This window comes from Pedobacter sp. Leaf132 (genome assembly GCF_920984695.1).
GTDB lineage: Bacteria > Bacteroidota > Bacteroidia > Sphingobacteriales > Sphingobacteriaceae > Pedobacter.
Genome location: NZ_CAKLBO010000002.1, coordinates 570,929 through 587,491 on the forward strand (window position 1 = coordinate 570,929; position 16,563 = coordinate 587,491).

Annotated in this window: 15 protein-coding genes; 6 read left to right on the plus strand and 9 right to left on the minus strand. The window is 35.8% G+C overall.

Going from position 1 to position 16,563, the window contains the following annotated elements; translation table 11 throughout:
• Window positions 1-11: 11 nt before the first annotated feature.
• The gene (locus tag LUA86_RS06305; protein ID WP_231459764.1) at window positions 12-776 is read right to left on the minus strand and encodes a DeoR/GlpR family DNA-binding transcription regulator; all 765 of its coding nucleotides are present in this window, start codon (window positions 774-776) and stop codon (window positions 12-14) included.
• Between the two features lie 154 nt (window positions 777-930).
• Between LUA86_RS06305 and LUA86_RS06310 the strand changes: the two genes are divergently transcribed.
• The 3 genes from LUA86_RS06310 to LUA86_RS06320 are packed head-to-tail and all read left to right on the plus strand — an operon-like array spanning window position 931 to window position 4,808.
• Window positions 931-2,523 (plus strand): glycerol-3-phosphate dehydrogenase/oxidase, encoded by a 1,593-nt coding sequence (locus LUA86_RS06310; protein WP_231459765.1) that lies wholly within the window; start codon window positions 931-933, stop codon window positions 2,521-2,523.
• A 19-nt stretch (window positions 2,524-2,542) separates the two neighbouring features.
• Entirely contained in the window at window positions 2,543-4,033 is a 1,491-nt protein-coding gene (gene glpK, locus LUA86_RS06315) for a glycerol kinase GlpK (RefSeq protein WP_231459766.1), read from the plus strand.
• Window positions 4,034-4,070: 37 nt separating this feature from the next.
• Window positions 4,071-4,808 carry an MIP/aquaporin family protein gene (locus tag LUA86_RS06320; RefSeq protein WP_231459767.1) on the plus strand — a complete coding sequence of 246 codons (738 nt, stop codon included), beginning with the start codon at window positions 4,071-4,073 and terminating at the stop codon, window positions 4,806-4,808.
• A 187-nt stretch (window positions 4,809-4,995) separates the two neighbouring features.
• On the opposite strand, the gene ligD is transcribed toward LUA86_RS06320, so the two are convergent.
• A complete protein-coding gene (gene ligD, locus LUA86_RS06325) occupies window positions 4,996-7,683 on the minus strand; it encodes a DNA ligase D (protein WP_231459768.1) in 2,688 nt (895 codons plus the stop codon).
• Window positions 7,684-7,829: 146 nt separating this feature from the next.
• Between ligD and LUA86_RS06330 the strand changes: the two genes are divergently transcribed.
• Window positions 7,830-8,081, plus strand: a complete 252-nt coding sequence (locus LUA86_RS06330) for a hypothetical protein (protein WP_231459769.1) — start codon at window positions 7,830-7,832, stop codon at window positions 8,079-8,081.
• 103 nt (window positions 8,082-8,184) lie between these two features.
• Window positions 8,185-8,547 carry a response regulator transcription factor gene (locus tag LUA86_RS06335; protein WP_231459770.1) on the plus strand — a complete coding sequence of 121 codons (363 nt, stop codon included), beginning with the start codon at window positions 8,185-8,187 and terminating at the stop codon, window positions 8,545-8,547.
• Window positions 8,548-8,599: 52 nt separating this feature from the next.
• On the opposite strand, the gene LUA86_RS06340 is transcribed toward LUA86_RS06335, so the two are convergent.
• The 3 genes from LUA86_RS06340 to LUA86_RS06350 all read right to left on the minus strand — a co-directional run bounded on the left by LUA86_RS06340 (window position 8,600) and on the right by LUA86_RS06350 (window position 13,227).
• Window positions 8,600-10,441 carry a glycoside hydrolase family 2 protein gene (locus tag LUA86_RS06340; RefSeq protein ID WP_231459771.1) on the minus strand — a complete coding sequence of 614 codons (1,842 nt, stop codon included), beginning with the start codon at window positions 10,439-10,441 and terminating at the stop codon, window positions 8,600-8,602.
• Window positions 10,442-10,617: 176 nt separating this feature from the next.
• Window positions 10,618-12,153 (minus strand): SulP family inorganic anion transporter, encoded by a 1,536-nt coding sequence (locus LUA86_RS06345; RefSeq protein ID WP_231459772.1) that lies wholly within the window; start codon window positions 12,151-12,153, stop codon window positions 10,618-10,620.
• Window positions 12,154-12,225: 72 nt separating this feature from the next.
• Window positions 12,226-13,227 carry an LLM class flavin-dependent oxidoreductase gene (locus LUA86_RS06350; protein WP_231459773.1) on the minus strand — a complete coding sequence of 334 codons (1,002 nt, stop codon included), beginning with the start codon at window positions 13,225-13,227 and terminating at the stop codon, window positions 12,226-12,228.
• 137 nt (window positions 13,228-13,364) lie between these two features.
• Here LUA86_RS06350 and LUA86_RS06355 point away from each other — a divergent pair, with 137 nt between their 5' ends.
• The gene (locus LUA86_RS06355; RefSeq protein WP_231459774.1) at window positions 13,365-14,081 is read left to right on the plus strand and encodes a DUF481 domain-containing protein; all 717 of its coding nucleotides are present in this window, start codon (window positions 13,365-13,367) and stop codon (window positions 14,079-14,081) included.
• A gap of 12 nt (window positions 14,082-14,093) precedes the next feature.
• On the opposite strand, the gene LUA86_RS06360 is transcribed toward LUA86_RS06355, so the two are convergent.
• The 4 genes from LUA86_RS06360 to LUA86_RS06375 all read right to left on the minus strand — a co-directional run bounded on the left by LUA86_RS06360 (window position 14,094) and on the right by LUA86_RS06375 (window position 16,546).
• Entirely contained in the window at window positions 14,094-14,759 is a 666-nt protein-coding gene (locus LUA86_RS06360; protein ID WP_231459775.1) for a competence protein, read from the minus strand.
• The gene (locus LUA86_RS06365; RefSeq protein WP_231459776.1) at window positions 14,752-15,066 is read right to left on the minus strand and encodes a hypothetical protein; all 315 of its coding nucleotides are present in this window, start codon (window positions 15,064-15,066) and stop codon (window positions 14,752-14,754) included. The genes LUA86_RS06360 and LUA86_RS06365 overlap by 8 nt, the downstream gene beginning before the upstream one ends.
• Before the next feature lie 200 nt (window positions 15,067-15,266).
• Window positions 15,267-15,608, minus strand: a complete 342-nt coding sequence (locus LUA86_RS06370; RefSeq protein WP_231459777.1) for a hypothetical protein — start codon at window positions 15,606-15,608, stop codon at window positions 15,267-15,269.
• Between the two features lie 95 nt (window positions 15,609-15,703).
• On the minus strand, window positions 15,704-16,546 hold the full coding sequence (locus LUA86_RS06375; protein WP_231459778.1) for an alpha/beta hydrolase family protein: 843 nt from the start codon (window positions 16,544-16,546) through the stop codon (window positions 15,704-15,706).
• Window positions 16,547-16,563 lie beyond the last annotated feature (17 nt).

The following is a 16,563-nucleotide window of genomic DNA, read 5'->3' on the forward strand; positions in this document are numbered from 1 at the left end:
TCGAAAATATACTATACGATAGTAACAGTAACACCTAAACCTTCTAAATGTTTTACAATTTGTTCAGAAATTCCTTTATCTGTTATGATGTGATCGATTTCCTCTAATCCACAAATTTTACCGAAGCCTCTCTTGCCAAATTTTGTAGAATCTGCAAGTACAATTGTTTTTTGCGAAACGTTAATCATTTTTCTGTTTAAATGCGCTTCCATGGCATTTGTAGTGGTTAAACCAAAGTCTAAATCTATACCATCAACACCTAAAAAAAGTTTATTGAAGTAAAAATCACCTAACACTTGTTCGGCATAACTACCCATTACAGATGATGAACTTTTTCTCAGCAAGCCACCCAATTGTATAACTTCAATACTGCTTTCTCTCATTAATTCTAAAGCCACATTTAATGCTGACGTTACCACCGTTAAATTGGTACCGGCCGGAATATTTTTAGCAAAATACAATACAGTGGTGCCTGATGCAATAACGATTGATTCATTCTCGCTAAGTAATTGAGCGGCAGCTAATCCTATTTTATTTTTTTCAGAAGATTGCAGCTTTTCCTTTTCATTTACTGGCCTGTCTACCGTATATGGGTTATTCATGGTTGCACCACCATGAGTTCTGAACAAAAGATTTTTATCTTCAAGAAGTTTTAAATCCTTTCTTATCGTAACAGAAGATACTTTCAGTTCCTTACATAAATCTACAACATTGATGTATTGATCTCTTTGTAAGCGACTTAAAATTAACTGGTGCCTCTCGGCTAAATTCATCATAACAGTTTGGTATGTTTTTCAAACGCCACAAATTAAGAATTTGAAAAGTCAATCGGATAAATAAAATAATAATTTTTTAACCTGAAGATTATATTATTTCGATTATGATTACGTATAATTGCGTATTGTTTCGTTTTATTACCTTTCGTTTTAAATGAATAGATTACATAATCCTATTATTGAAGAAAATGCCAATTGGGACATCATCATTATTGGTGGTGGTGCCACCGGTTTAGGAACAGCCTTAGATGCAACAACAAGAGGTTTAAAAACACTTTTGGTAGAGCAATCTGATTTTGCCAAAGGAACATCGAGCAGAAGCACCAAACTGGTTCATGGTGGCGTTCGTTATTTGGCACAAGGTGATATCGGTTTGGTAAAACATGCTCTGGAAGAAAGAGGATTATTACAAAAAAATGCGGCACACCTGGTTGATAAAGAAGCTTTTATTATACCATGCTACAGTTGGTTTTCGATTATCAAATATTTAAGTGGTTTAACCATTTACGATTGGTTATCAGGAAAGTACAGCTTCGGAAAATCTGAATATTTATCAAAGCGTGAAACTTTAAGTTTGATGCCTGAAATTAAAGCGAAGGGCTTAAAAGGTGGAATAAAGTATTTTGATGGCAAGTTTGATGATGCAAGATTAGCCATAAATATTGCTCAAACAGCTATTGAAAACGGGGCTACTTTATTAAATTATACCAAGGTAATTTCCTTGCAAAAAAATGGGGAAAGCATTACCGGTATTGAAACAGAAGATACGCTTACCGGTAAAAGGAATAACTTTAAAGGAAAAGTTATTATAAATGCTACAGGTGTTTTTGTTGATGATATTCTGAAGATGAACAACCCTAACTCCAAAAACATGGTGAGGCCAAGTCAGGGTATTCATATTGTGCTTGATAAAAGCTTTTTAAATACAGACTCTGCATTGATGATTCCAAAGACATCAGACGGACGAGTGCTTTTTGCAGTGCCTTGGCATAAGCATTTATTGGTTGGAACTACTGATACTCCAATAAATGAGCACAGTTTAGAACCAAAAGCATTACGAGCGGAAGTAGATTTTATATTAGCAACTGCAGCTTCATACTTCAATCGTAAACCTTTGGAAAGTGATATCTTGAGTGTTTTCTCCGGATTACGCCCATTAGCAGCACCTTCTAATAACGATGGAAACAGCACAAAGGAAATTAGTCGCGATCATAAGTTATTAATCTCTGCGAAAGGATTGATAACCATCACAGGCGGCAAATGGACTACCTATCGCCGCATGGCAGAAGAAACGGTGAACTTAGCCATTACGCATGCAAATCTGAAAGCAAGTGATTGCAAAACCAGAACCTTAAAAATTCATGGTTGCAACAATTTTAGTGATAGTAATTTCCTCGATATTTATGGAACAGATAAGTCTGCCATTGAAGAATTGATGGCTAAAAATCCGGAATTAAGCGAAAAACTACATCCAGATTTTCCTTACAATAAAGCAGAAGTGGTTTGGGCCATAGAAAATGAAATGGCCGAAACTGTTGAAGATGTATTAAGTCGCCGTTTACGGGTTTTATTCATTGATGCCAAAGCAGCAATGGAAATGGCACCGAAAGTAGCATCAATTTTAGCAAAAGCGTTACAGGCAAATGCAGATTGGGAACATAACCAGATTGAAATTTTTAATAATTTGGCGCAAGGCTATATTTACAACAACGATAAAAAAGCACAATCGGTTTTAACCGAACAGTAACCTAACCTAATATTACATTATGAGCAAGTTTATCTTGTCTATCGACCAGGGAACTACCAGTTCGAGGGCAATTATTTTTAACCACGATGGCGAAATTGTTGCCATAGCACAAAAAGAATTCACACAAATTTATCCAAAGGCTGGTTGGGTAGAACATGATCCATTAGAGATTTGGTCAACCCAGCTTTCGGTTGTTGCAGAGGTAGTTGTAAAAGCTGGCTTAACGGTAAATGACATTAATTCAATTGGCATTACCAACCAACGTGAAACCACTGTTGTATGGGATAAAGAAACTGGAATTCCGGTATATAACGCTATTGTTTGGCAAGACAGAAGAACATCCGCATACTGCGATGAAATTAAAGCCCAGGGTTTATCAGAGAAAATTCAAGGAAAAACCGGGTTAATTATTGATGCATATTTCTCCGCAACAAAAGCTAAATGGATTTTAGAGAATGTTGATGGTGCAATGGAAAAAGCAAAGGCCGGCAAACTTGCTTTTGGAACGATTGATACTTGGTTAATCTGGAAACTTACAGCAGGAGATAAACATGTAACTGATGTTACCAATGCTTCCCGTACCATGTTATACAATATTCATACACTTTCGTGGGATGAAGAATTACTTCAGCTTTTCGGTATCCCAAAAGAAATGCTTCCGGAGGTAAAATCATCAAGTGAAGTTTATGGAGAAACCGCCGGAAAAATACTCGCAGCAAAAATACCTATTGCAGGAATTGCAGGCGATCAGCAATCAGCGCTTTTCGGACAAATGTGTACCGAGGTTGGAATGGTAAAAAATACCTACGGTACAGGTTGTTTTATGCTGATGAATATTGGAACGGAGCCTAAAATATCTGCAAATAATTTGTTATCCACAATTGCCTGGAAAATAAAAGATGAGGTACATTATGCTTTAGAAGGTAGTATTTTTATTGGTGGTGCAGTTGTACAATGGCTTCGGGATGAAATGGGTTTAATTTCAAAATCTGCCGATGTAGAAACATTGGCTAAAAAGGTTCCCGATACGCAAGGTGTGTATATTGTACCTGCTTTTGCAGGATTAGGTGCGCCACACTGGGATCAACATGCCCGTGGAACCATTACAGGCTTAACCCGTGGTACAAATAAATCACACATTGCCAGAGCAGCACTCGAAAGTATTGCCTACCAAACCATGGATGTTTTAAAAGCTATGGAAGCTGATGCGGGTGTAAATATTGCCGAGTTAAGGGTTGATGGTGGTGCAACTGCCAACGACTTACTTATGCAGTTTCAGGCTGATTTGCTAAACAGCACAGTAGTAAGGCCTCAGGTAACTGAAGTAACCGCAATTGGCGCCGCTTATTTAGCCGGTTTGGCTACGGGTTTTTGGGATAGCATAGAACAAATTCGTTCTCAATGGAAAATTAATAAAACTTTTACTGCTACCGAAGGCATTGATAATACCGAAAATATTAAAGGATGGAACAGAGCGGTAAAAGCAGCAAGAGTTTGTGCAGAACATTAAAATATTTACGATATTTAATATTTAACCAAATATAAAAATGACAGAATTTGTAGCAGAATTTATAGGCACAGCGCTAATAATTCTACTTGGAAATGGTGTGGTTGCCAATGTAGTATTAAAAGAAACCAAAGGCAATAATAGCGGATGGATGGTAATTACAACTGCCTGGGCGCTTGCAGTATTTGTAGGTGTTGTAATTGCAGCACCATACAGCGGCGCACACTTAAATCCGGCGGTAACTATCGCTTTGGCAATAACCCAAAAATTTGCATGGATAAAAGTTCCATATTATATTTTAGCCCAACTTTGTGGCGCCATGCTTGGTTCAATTTTGGTCTGGTTAATTTATAAAGACCACTTTGATGCAACAGAAGATAAAGGATTAAAAGCTGCACCATTTGCTACAGCACCGGCAATTCGTAATTATAAATCCAATTTATTCTCAGAAATTATCGGAACATTCGTATTGATTTTCGTTATCTTTTATTTTACAAATGCAGAAATGGGAACCGATAAAACACCCATCGGATTAGGTTCTATTGGTGCAATTCCGGTTGCATTTTTGGTTTGGGTAATTGGACTTGCCTTAGGTGGTACTACAGGTTATGCCATAAACCCCGTGCGAGATTTAGGCCCGAGGATTATTCACACCATTATACCAATGAAGGGTAAAGGGTCTAGCGACTGGGCGTATGCATGGGTGCCTATTGTTGGCCCAATATGCGGTGCAGCACTCGCGGCATTGCTTTATTTAGCATTGAATTTTAAATATTAACACCATTTAAAAATAACTGTAACAAAGAATTAACATTGTTTTTAATGATGTAAATAATGATTTAAGATCAAATATTTGATACCTTTGTTTGATTCATTCATGTTTGAGCGCATGTTTGGGTTTAGATATGGATAGGCCTTAGGCCTATCCTTTTTTGTTTCTCTAAACCAAAGCAAAGCTGATTAAATTACCCAAAGGTATCTTTCGCTTTAGCAATTGCCTTTTTTAAATCAATACCCTTACCTAAAACACCTTTAAATAAATCACCTTCCGATTTTAATCTATCTAATGTATTGAAAATATGAAAGTCAGTCATTTTTAATCCTGGTTTAACTTCGCTCCAATCTAATGGCATTGAAACTGTTGCACCGGGTTTTGGCCGCAATGAGTATGGTCCGGCAATGGTTGCACCTGGTCTGTTTTGAAGAAAATCAAGATACATTTTGCCTTTTCTTGCAGAGATTGTCCGCTCTAGTGTGGTAAAATCTGGTATTTGTTTATTAACCAGGCTCACAATAATTTTTGCAAACATCTGGCTTTGCTCGTATGTATATTTTGCATTTAGCGGAATATAAATATGGATACCTGTTGAACCAGATGTTTTTGGGAAACTTGGAACATCCAGGGCATCTAAAATCGTTTTGGTTTGATTTGCCGCTTCTATAACCTGATTAAAAGTATGTTTGTCGGGGTCCAAATCAATTACACAATAATCCGGATTATCAGGTTTTTGAATTCTGCTAAACCAAGGATTGATTTCTATACAACCTAAAGATGCCATCCAAAGTAATGTATCAACTCCGTTGCCTACCAAATATTCTTTTTTCTCTCCTTCCCCATTTTCATAAGGAAAAGTTTCTGCCCATTCTGGCGCTTTACCTTTAACATCTTTTTGATAAAAACTTTGACCATCTATCCCGCCAGGGAAACGATTTAAAGATTGAGGCCGGTCTTTTAAATAAGGCAAAATATAATCAGCAACCTGATAGTAATAATTAAACATATCTCTTTTGCTTATTTTATCCTTCGGCCAGTAAAGCTTGCTTAAGTTGGTAAATTTTAATTCATGACCTTTAATTTTTCTTACCTGCGTTTCATCCTTCGGATTTAATAAAGTTTTAGAGGTTTGAGCCTTTGGTGGCTTAAGTGCTTTTGCATGGTTTTCTGTATCATCAATTAACTCATCTGTTGGAATTTCTTCCTCCCTTATTACTTCCTTTGCGTTCTTATCTGCTCGCATACCTTGAAATGATGGGTGACGAAAAACGCCGTCATCAGTAATTTCAGTAAAAGCAACTTCACAAACTAATTCAGGTTTTAACCAAATTGCCTTCGCCTTCGGCGGATTTGGCCTAAACCTCGAAGGTTTATTTACATCCGGTAATTCATCAAAAGGCATTTTCTTTGTTACCAATGGATCGAAAGCAGAAATCATTTCTTTTTGTAACTTATCAGAAAAACCCGTACCAACCTTTCCTACGTATTTTAAATTTTTTCCTTCGTAAACACCAAGTAGAAGCGAACTGAATTCTTTTGATGTATCATCGTTTCTTGTATAGCCGGCAATAATAACTTCCTGCCTTTTGCTAACTTTAATTTTTAACCATTCTTTAGAGCGTTTATTTAACACATAGGTACTATTTGATTTCTTAGCAATAATCCCTTCTAAACCCATTCGTTTGGCTGCATCAAAAAAATCGATACCGTTAGCTTTAAAAACTTTGCTCAACCTGATTCTGTCATCATCTGTTGGCAATATTTCTGCTAGAATAGCTTGGCGTTCGGCCAAGGTCAAATCCATCAGGTTTTTATTGTTGTACCAAAGCAAATCAAATACGTAAAATATCAGTTCTCCATCAGCCTCGCTTCTCCAATTTTGTAAAGCGCCAAAGTTTGATATGCCTTTGTTGTTTAAAACCAGAATCTCACCATCAAAAACTGCATCAATCTTCTGCTTACCCAATAAATCGTATATCGGGTAAAACTTATCATTAAATGATTTATTATTTCTGGATAGAATATCAACCTTGCCCTTGTTTATAAACGCTAAAGCCCTGTAACCATCCCATTTAACTTCATACTGCCATTCATCATCGTCAAAAGGTTCATCAACTAATGTAGCAAGCATCGGCTTGATGTTTTTTGGCATCGCTGTCTTTTTAGCTTTTGCAAGTAATTTCTTTACATCAAAATTCTTATCATTTTCTTCCGTATCTATCTTCTGTTCTAATTTATCCTGTTGTGTTTTTTTTGCAGGTTTTATTTGCGCTTCATGGCCATCCTTCCAAACGGTTTCAGGTGTTTTTTCCATCATTTTGATGTTCTTACCAGAAAGCACAGATTTATCTTCTTTCGTAATATCTTTAGCTGATGCAAAATCATCTTTGTGTTTAATAAGTAACCAGCCATTTTCGCCCATTCCGTTTGTTTTAACCAATGCAAATTCGCCTTTTAGCTTTTTACCATGTAAAATAACCTTTAACGAACCTTGTTTAAGCTGTTCCAACAAGTGCTTTTCCTGGGCTGCTTTACCTTTTATCTGTTCAATGGGCTCATAAGTTCCTTCATCCCAAACGATAACCGTACCACCGCCATATTCACCCTTTGGTATAATGCCTTCAAAATTTCGATAATCGAATGGATGATCTTCAACCATCATTGCTAATCGCTTATTTTTTGGGTCGGTAGATGGACCTTTTGGCACTGCCCAGCTTTTTAAAACACCATCCATCTCCAGCCTAAAATCGTAATGTAAACGAGATGCGTCATGTTTTTGAACCACAAAAATCAACTTTGTTTTACTAGAACTTTTACCAGATTTAGGTTCTGCTGTTTTAGAAAAATCCCGTTTCGATTTATATTTTGTTAAACTCATATCAGCTAAATATTAAACTACATAATATTAAACCATAGCTAAACGCAAAGGTTTCAAAATAAAATTTATCAGCATATATCTGATAATCAGAATATTATTAAAACCATTTAACAATTACAGAGGTTGTTTTAATAAATACATCCATTATGAGAATAAAAGGTACAGTGGTTATTACGCTAAAATCTGGAGAAAAGGCCCTGATTTTATTAACCGAAAGCAAAGCAGAACAATTTAAACTTTACCAACATTTAGCTACGGATGCTTATCAATTCAAAAATGAGTTATCTGAAGAGGAACCGGAGATTAAATATATTTCTTCAGGATTTAAAACTGACGAAAACGAAATTATTTGGGACGATAATTACATTGCTGTTCCCAATTGGTACGATAAAAATTAGCTGTTATTTTAAACGACCTGAACGTTGATAAGTGCATGATTGTGAATAAATAACGTAAACCAAAAGTTCTATTATTTCGTTTTTAAAGCATAGAATTAAGCTTATGAAAAAGTGTATCTATGTTGTAGAGGATAATCCTAACATTCGAGAAATTATAGAATTTCTACTAACCGAAGAACTTTATGAAGTTAAAACTTGTAAGGATACCAAAGCATTTTGGCAGCAAATGCAAATGCAAGCTCCAGACATGATAATTTTAGATATCATGCTTCCTGATGGAAATGGAATTGACATTTGCACGGCGCTAAAAACAAATGCCAGAACACACAATATTCCGGTAATGATGATGTCTGCAAATAACCATTTAGCACAAGTAAAATCTAAATGCACCGCCGAAGATTTTATAAACAAACCGTTTGATTTAAATGATTTTGCTGAACGCGTAGGAAAATACGCACCTAATTAAAAAGGGAAATTAAATTAATAATTTCCCTTTTTGTTGGTATTCGAATTAAAATCTACTTTACCAAAGCAGTATTGTAAAGCTTTTTATGGAGCTTGAACAACTCGGCAGATGGCATTTTAATTACCTTTCTATCATAAGTCATGTAGCCATTTATTTCACCTTCCACATCTGTAGTTTGCGTGTAAACGGCTGCCGATAAACCTAAAGGAATCAGCTCGACCATCTTTTCCATAAAGGTTTTATATTTACTTAACATTTCATCAGCAGTTTTAAAGCTCTGATAACCCCAGTTATTTTTATTTTGCCAGGTGTGGCCGTTTACCGGCAAACCCAAACCACCAAATTCGCCTAAAACCAATATTGTATTTTTACCAAATAAATCAGGGCGAGGCATTGCTGGTTGCGGGTAATGGTGTAAATCTGTAAAATGCCCGGTATTAAAGAAATTTCCTCCACTCGCACTGTTAACTAATCGAGATGGATCTTTTTTCATTGTCCACTCTGTAATCTCTTCGGTTTTAAACTGTCCCCAGGCTTCGTTAAAAGGCGTCCAAACTACAATGCATGGATAATTATGCAAAGCATCCATAATGGCCGTCCATTCTTTGCGGTAATAGCCTTCAGATTCAGTTGTTCTTTTTTGCTCAGTTCCTCTTCCAATAATTCCGGGATTTGGTTCCCAGCCATTTCCTAAATCGCCACTCGGCATATCTTGCCAAAGCAACATTCCGATTTTATCACAATAATTATAGTATCTGGCCGATTCAACTTTAATGTGTTTCCTTATCATATTAAAACCCATTTTTTTAAGTTCATCGATATCAAATTTCATTGCGGCTTCTGTTGGTGGCGTATACAAACCATCTGGCCAAAAACCTTGGTCTAACGGGCCATACTGGAATAAAAATTTGTTATTTAAAAACATCCTTTTAATTCCATTGGCATCAACACCGGTAGAAATTTTCCGCATAGCGAAGTAACTTTTTACCTCATCAATAATTTTGCCTTGTCTGATAATACTAATCCTTAAATCATATAAAAAAGGGCTATCAGGCGACCAAAGCTTCGAATTTTCTACTGGTACGACTGCTACTTCACCAGCTTTAACTTGATTTTGCGATATAACTTTGTTGCCATTTAAAACCTCTATTCTAATTAAATCGGCAGCTTGTGCTAAGGTAATATTTGCAGAAACAGAAATTGTTTTAGCGTCAATATCTGGAGTTTGTTTAGTATGTTGGATGTGTGTTTTAGCCACACCTTCAATCCAAACGGTTTGCCAGATTCCAGTTACAGGCGTATACCAAATACCTTCTGGTTTTTTAACTTGCTTGCCTCTGGGCTGAGGTCCTTCATCTGTAGGGTCCCAAACTTTTACTTTAATCTCCTGTACGTTACCCTTTTTCAATAAGGTAGTTATGTTAAAACTGAAAGGATCAAAACCACCCTCGTGCTTGCCTGCTAGTTTGCCATTTACGTAGACCTCGGTTTGCCAATCAACCGCACCGAAATGTAATAGAACCTCCTTATTTTTTAATGTCAAAGGAATTGTAATGTTATTTTTGTACCATAAAATACTATCCTTACCAACGGTTTTCCCCACACCAGATAGTGCCGATTCTACAGCAAAAGGAACCAAAATTTTTCCGTCATATTTCGCAGGTTCTTTAGCTGATTTCGGAATAATTGCATATTCCCACAATCCGTTTAAATTTTTCCAGTTATCGTTTCTAACCAATTGTGGACGCGGATATTCGGGCAATGGCGCATTTGGATTTACCTGTGCAGCAAAGTCAGTTACAATTTTATCTTTTTTGTAAGACCAGCTGGTTTGTGCATGAACACTAAAGCTTACTAAGACGCTTAAAGGGATGAGTAGTTTCCAAAATTTCATTATATCTGTGGTTAGGCAGTAAATATAGTAAATCCTTTTAGCTACGTTATTTTACAACAAATTATTTACCTAAAAGGATTTAAAAGAAAATACTTAACTGCAAAAGCGAAGCGTAAAATTTGGAATTAATGTCCATCTTTTAGCTTTAATTGAAAGGCAGAATGATTTTGTAGTGGTTATTTGTTCGTTAGAAATTTAGATTTTGGTTCATCTAAAATATTGACTTCAATTATCTCTTCAGCGTTTTTCAAAAGCCTTCTACTATCCGAGCTCAAATTTTTTAAGTGTAATTCTTTGCCCGCTTGTGCGTATCGCTGCGTAAGTTTATGCAATGCATCAATCCCACTCATATCTGCTACCCTACTTTCAGAAAAATCGATAACAACTTTTTCAGGATCGTTTGCAATATCAAATTTATCATTAAACGCAGTTACAGAAGCAAAAAACAACGGACCATACAATTTGTAATGCTTAACCCCATGCTCATCAATAGATTTGCTTGCTCTAATTCTTTTGGCACTTTCCCATGCGAAAACCAATGCCGAAATAATTACCCCGATTAAAACTGCAAGTGCAAGATTGTGCAAGAAAATTGTGATTAGTGCAACGGTAATTCCAATAAAAATATCATGCTTAGGCATTTTATTCGCTATGCGGAAACTTGCCCATTCAAAGGTTCCAATTGCAACCATTATCATTACCCCTGTTAGCGCTGCCATTGGCACTTTTTCAATTAAGGGAGCGCCAAAAAGTATTATGGTAAGAATAGTTAAGGATGCAATAATGCCTGATAATCTGGCTCTTGAACCTGAAGAAAGATTTACCAAAGTTTGCGCAATCATTGGGCAACCACCCATGCCAAAGAAAAAACCATTAGCAATATTTGCCGTTCCTTGCGCTAAACATTCTCTGTTACTGTTTCCTTTAGTGGATGTAATTTCATCGACCAAATTAAGGGTTAGCAAACCTTCTGTTAAACCCACACCCGCCATAATTAATGCGTATGGAAAAATAATTTTTAAGGTTTCAAATTCAAATGGAATTTTTGGAATATGAAATGGAGGAAATCCACCACTTACTGAAGCGATATCTTTAACTGTTTTTGTATCGATATTAAAACCTAATACAATAAGAAAAACGATTACGATTGCGATTAATGATGGCGGAATTGCCTTTGTAAATTTTGGAACAATCCAAACGATAGCGATGGTAAGCAAAACCAAGCCAGCCATCAAATAAAGTGCATTACCCGAAAGCCAAACCAATTGTCCGTTTACAACCGTTTTAAATTGTTCTAGCTGTGCTAAAAAAATAATAACCGCTAGGCCATTAACAAAGCCATACATAACCGGTTGTGGCACTAACCTTATAAATTTCCCCAGTTTAAATAAACCGACAATGATTTGAATAACTCCGGCTAAAATAACTGCTGCAAAAACATATTCAATTCCATTTGATTTCATTAAAGCAATTAGAACAATCACCGTAGCACCTGCCCCACCAGAAATTAAACCCGGGCGACCGCCAAAAATTGACGTAATTAAACCCATAATGAAGGCTGCGTATAAACCGACTAAAGGTGGAAAACCTGCCAGAATTGCAAAAGACAAAGATTCCGGCATCATCGTCATGGCTACGGTGAGTCCGGCCAAGATTTCATTACGATAATTTACTTTCTGCGTAAAGTCGAACAGATTTAGGTAAGATTTCATATTGGATTCAAAGGTAAATTAATTTAAAACTGATTTAGATTTTAAATTAATTTACTTTACAAATCGATACAATTATTTAAAGAGTGAAGCAAAAACTTTGTTTGAGTGCAGCTTAGCAGATTGATCGTAAATATGAGAAGTGCTCATAATTTCATTTACACCATATTTAGTTACAAAAGCATCCAGATTATTTTTTATCGTAGCGCCACTGCCAATAAATGAGTAATAAAGCATTTGCTCAACAGCATCCTTTTCCATCGCATCCCAAACCAGATTCATATTTTGAACGGGTGGTTTTAGTTTTTCACGTTTACCGGTAATTACGCCCAAAAACATTCTTTTTACAGAGTTTGATAAAATTTCTGCCTCCTCATCAGTATCGGCTGCAACCACGTTTACACAAGCCATAACGTAAGGTTTCTGCAAAACCTCAGAAGCTTGAAATTCATTTTTATAAATTTCGATGGCTTGTTCAAAATAAGTTGGCGCAAAGTGACTGGCAAATGCATAAGGTAAACCTTTTGCAGCAGCCAATCTGGCGCTATCCATACTCGAGCCTAAAATCCAAATCGGAACATCCAAGCCTTCGCCAGGTATTGCTCTAACATTAGAATTTCGGTTATCAGCAGAAAATAATTGTTGTAACCTTTCTACATCTTTGGGAAAACTATGTGCGGCGTGTATGTTTTGACCTCTAATGGCCATAGCCGTAACCTGATCAGTTCCTGGCGCTCTGCCCAAACCCAAATCAATCCGGTTAGGATATAATGAAGCTAATGTTCCAAATTGTTCGGCTACAATTAAAGGCGAATGATTTGGCAACATAATTCCGCCAGAGCCAACCCTTATCGTTTTTGTTCCACCTGCTATATAACCAATTAAAACTGCCGTTGCAGAACTCGCTACGCCTGCCATGTTATGATGTTCGGCAAACCAATAGCGGTTATAATCCAAACTTTCTGATTGCCGGGCCATTTCTAAACTTGTATTAAAAGTATCGGCAGCGGTATGCCCTTCTAAAACGGTTGCTAGATCTAAAACAGAATATGGTATATTTTTAAGTAGATTTTCCATTAAACGAATATATGTTACAATTGTACCCGCAAAAATATCCTTTAGTTAATCAAAGAATCTGCTACATTTTAGATATGACCTTAGTCAAACAGTTTATTTACTTCAAACATACAGTAAACAATATATGTTCAAGTGGTATGAAGATTTTTATACTGCTTTTACTGATATGCTCATATATCTATGCCTCTGCCCAATTCAGCGATAGCACAAATTACCACATTGTAGCATCGTCAACTGGCTCGATAAACAAAACCAATAACGATCGTGCTTATCTATTAAACAACAACATCAATTTTGGACTAAAAAAGAAAAGTATTGTTTTTAACAGTACAACCAGCTGGCTTTATGGCAAGCAAAATAATGCATTAAGCAATAACGATTTTTCTACTACAATGAATCTAAATCTGTATAAAACCTTTACCAATTTTTATTATTGGGGATTGGTAAATTACAACACAAGTTATTCGCTTAAATTAAAAAATCAGCTTTTAGCTGGTGTAGGTGTTGCTTATAGTTTTATTGATACCACTAACGCATACATCAATTTAAGTAATGGCGTACTTTTCGATAGAAGCAGCCTAGTAGAATTAGCAGATTATAGTACTTTTAGAAACTCTTTACGGCTACAATATCATTTTCTTATAAAGGATATTATTACGATAGATGGAAGCCATTTTTTGCAAAATTCTTATAGCCGTAAAGGAGATTACATTATCAGATCGAATACCACGCTGGGCTTAAAAATTAGAAAATGGATTAGCTTTACTACAGCATTAAATTATAACAGATTAAACGTAACACAACGTGAAAACTTAAATTTAACCTACGGTTTAAGCATTGATAAATACTTTTAATTTGAATTAAACTTAAAGAAAATCTTCAATAAACTTCTTCCTGTTAATCATTTCCAGGTACGCGTAATCTCCAGAAATTTGTTTTCTTATCTTTAATCTATAAAGAAATAAACCACCTAAATCGACAAAAATTGGAGCTTTTGCAGCATACCAAACCGCATGTGGTTGTTTCCAACAGAAATGATAATAATTTGAACTAAGCTTAATTTTTTTTAATTCTGGATGATAGAAATTTAAAACTTTGGGCTTAACAATTCCAGATAATACCTCTGATTTGCTAAACATCGAAAGATGGTCGGTATTGCAAAACTCAAAAGCTTCAAGTTTGGGATCGTAAGGATCTGGAAGATTTTTTAGCACTCTAAAACCTTTGAATTTTTTGCCATTTAAAACCCAGAGCATCTTAGGGTAAAAAGCTTCTCTGCTTTGCATTTCTGACAACGTAATTGGCGAATTTTGGAATTCTATAGCAGTGCCGCAATTTGTATAAACATCCGCTCTATGTAATTCGCCTGTATCCTGACAGCAAAAAACCTTCTCACGATATTCTATTGGAAATGCCTTTTTCCAGTTTTTGTGCCATGTACTTTCCCTGTGGTATTTTTCAAACGGATCGTTCGGGTAAGCTGTTAAATCTCCATTGAAATATTTTAGCAGATTTTCATCTACACTATCCATTTCCTTTAAAAACGTTTAAAACACTGGTTTTCCATTTTATGTAACCCAAATTACCACAAACGTAGCCTACAAAGTTTTCTACATCTTCCGTTACATCGTTAACTACTCTAAATCTTATTTTATATTTTGGGTTATAACTAATGTAAACAACAAGATCGTCTTTTCTTTCCCCTACCGAAAGCAGTGGCTGTAAATGAATATCCTGAAGTTCGGCAGCGGCCTGCTTCAAGCGTTCATTCATTATCTTTCCCAAAGAAATATCGGGCACAAAATCCGTTTCTGTTATTGCAAGTACCGTAATTGTCATAAAGTATCTTCCTCTTTTTAATCTGTTCTGTATGCATCAAAAACGCAGCAGAATAAGGCAAAAGTATACTAATATTTTTAGCAAGCAAATAATCAGACATAAATTTTATGCATACCTACATAATTAACTGTAAGATAGGAAAATAAAATTGATGCGATAAAGGGAAGAAATGGCTAATATAATGAGTGAATAAGAAGAATTTAGGCTTTTATACTATTCTCTGCAACCTTATTCTTTTCAGCAGCAGATAAAATTAGTAAACCGGTAATCGCTATACCAATCATTGCAGCCTGAAAAACCAAATGTTTTTTATGTTTTTTGATGCCTTTGTAAAGGTTATATGCCGCAATAGCACCAGCAGCTCCAAACTCAATATTTCTCTGTAAACTAAAAGGTGTTGAACCCTTTTTAGTAAAGTTTGCCCTCATTAAACTATTTATGATTGAAAAACCAGGTCCAATCGTTCTCTTTAAGGTTCTTGATTTTGCGAGGCTATTTACTAAATAATTTATGGGGGTTTTAGGGGTTGTATTTGCTTTCATAGATAAAAAGACAACCACATTGTAAGAAATTAAGTTTTAAAAACTTTCAAATAAATCTCAGGAGCATTTTATGAGAATTCTAAAAAGACTAACAATTAGTTTTTCTTGTTCTTTTCGAAGTACCGGCTAAAAAATAAGGCTTGATAAACAACAGCATTACCCCAATATTCAAAATTATGAACGCCTGGTCTGGTAATGAAATCATGTGGAATATTTCTATCCAAAAGCTTATCATGAAGTGCTACATTTACTTTATAAAAAAAATCGCCGGTTCCACAATCAATTATTATGGCAAGTTTATTTGGTGTTAATAGATGCGTTAAATTCACAACCGTGTTTGCTTCCCAACGTTCAGGATGTTCACTGTATTTGCCTAATCTTTTATACAAATCCCAATTCTCAGGAAAAGGTCTGATGTCTACCCCACCGCTCATGCTCCCGCAAGCGCCAAAAATATCTTGATGGCGAAATGCAAGGTACAAACCACCATGCCCGCCCATACTTAAACCGGTAATGGCTCGTCCGGTTCTATCTTGTATGGTCGAATAATTAGCATCAACATAATTAACCAGTTCAGTAGCAACATAAGTTTCATATTTATATTTTGCGTCTTCCGGAATATCGAAATACCAGCTGGTAACGCCTCCGTCAGGGCAAACTACAATTATGTTGTGTTGGTCGGATAGGTTTTTAACCGTTTCTTTATTTGGTGTATTGATTATCCAATCAGAAAATTTGCCACCGGCACCATGCAAAAGATACAGTACAGGATATTTTGTGCCGTTGCTGTATCCGTTTGGCTTAACAACTGCAGCTTTTATATCTTTTTTCATTGCGTTACTGCGGGTTAAAACGGTATCAACCGTTGCCGCAAAACTACTTTTAGCGGCTATAAGTATTACACAAAAACATAAAATGATGGATAATTTAAACTTCATAAAATTAGATAGGTTTG

What these genes read in the sequence shown, in the direction of transcription:
- LUA86_RS06320 (WP_231459767.1), top strand. Translation starts at nt 4,071, where the DNA reads ATGACAGAATTTGTAGCAGAATTTATAGGCACAGCGCTAATAATTCTA.
- LUA86_RS06345 (WP_231459772.1), bottom strand. Translation starts at nt 12,153, where the DNA reads ATGAAATCTTACCTAAATCTGTTCGACTTTACGCAGAAAGTAAATTAT.
- LUA86_RS06350 (WP_231459773.1), bottom strand. Translation starts at nt 13,227, where the DNA reads ATGGAAAATCTACTTAAAAATATACCATATTCTGTTTTAGATCTAGCA.
- glpK (WP_231459766.1), top strand. Translation starts at nt 2,543, where the DNA reads ATGAGCAAGTTTATCTTGTCTATCGACCAGGGAACTACCAGTTCGAGG.
- LUA86_RS06375 (WP_231459778.1), bottom strand. Translation starts at nt 16,546, where the DNA reads ATGAAGTTTAAATTATCCATCATTTTATGTTTTTGTGTAATACTTATA.
- LUA86_RS06365 (WP_231459776.1), bottom strand. Translation starts at nt 15,066, where the DNA reads ATGACAATTACGGTACTTGCAATAACAGAAACGGATTTTGTGCCCGAT.
- LUA86_RS06370 (WP_231459777.1), bottom strand. Translation starts at nt 15,608, where the DNA reads ATGAAAGCAAATACAACCCCTAAAACCCCCATAAATTATTTAGTAAAT.
- LUA86_RS06330 (WP_231459769.1), top strand. Translation starts at nt 7,830, where the DNA reads ATGAGAATAAAAGGTACAGTGGTTATTACGCTAAAATCTGGAGAAAAG.
- LUA86_RS06305 (WP_231459764.1), bottom strand. Translation starts at nt 776, where the DNA reads ATGATGAATTTAGCCGAGAGGCACCAGTTAATTTTAAGTCGCTTACAA.
- LUA86_RS06340 (WP_231459771.1), bottom strand. Translation starts at nt 10,441, where the DNA reads ATGAAATTTTGGAAACTACTCATCCCTTTAAGCGTCTTAGTAAGCTTT.
- LUA86_RS06310 (WP_231459765.1), top strand. Translation starts at nt 931, where the DNA reads ATGAATAGATTACATAATCCTATTATTGAAGAAAATGCCAATTGGGAC.
- ligD (WP_231459768.1), bottom strand. Translation starts at nt 7,683, where the DNA reads ATGAGTTTAACAAAATATAAATCGAAACGGGATTTTTCTAAAACAGCA.
- LUA86_RS06355 (WP_231459774.1), top strand. Translation starts at nt 13,365, where the DNA reads ATGAAGATTTTTATACTGCTTTTACTGATATGCTCATATATCTATGCC.
- LUA86_RS06360 (WP_231459775.1), bottom strand. Translation starts at nt 14,759, where the DNA reads ATGGATAGTGTAGATGAAAATCTGCTAAAATATTTCAATGGAGATTTA.
- LUA86_RS06335 (WP_231459770.1), top strand. Translation starts at nt 8,185, where the DNA reads ATGAAAAAGTGTATCTATGTTGTAGAGGATAATCCTAACATTCGAGAA.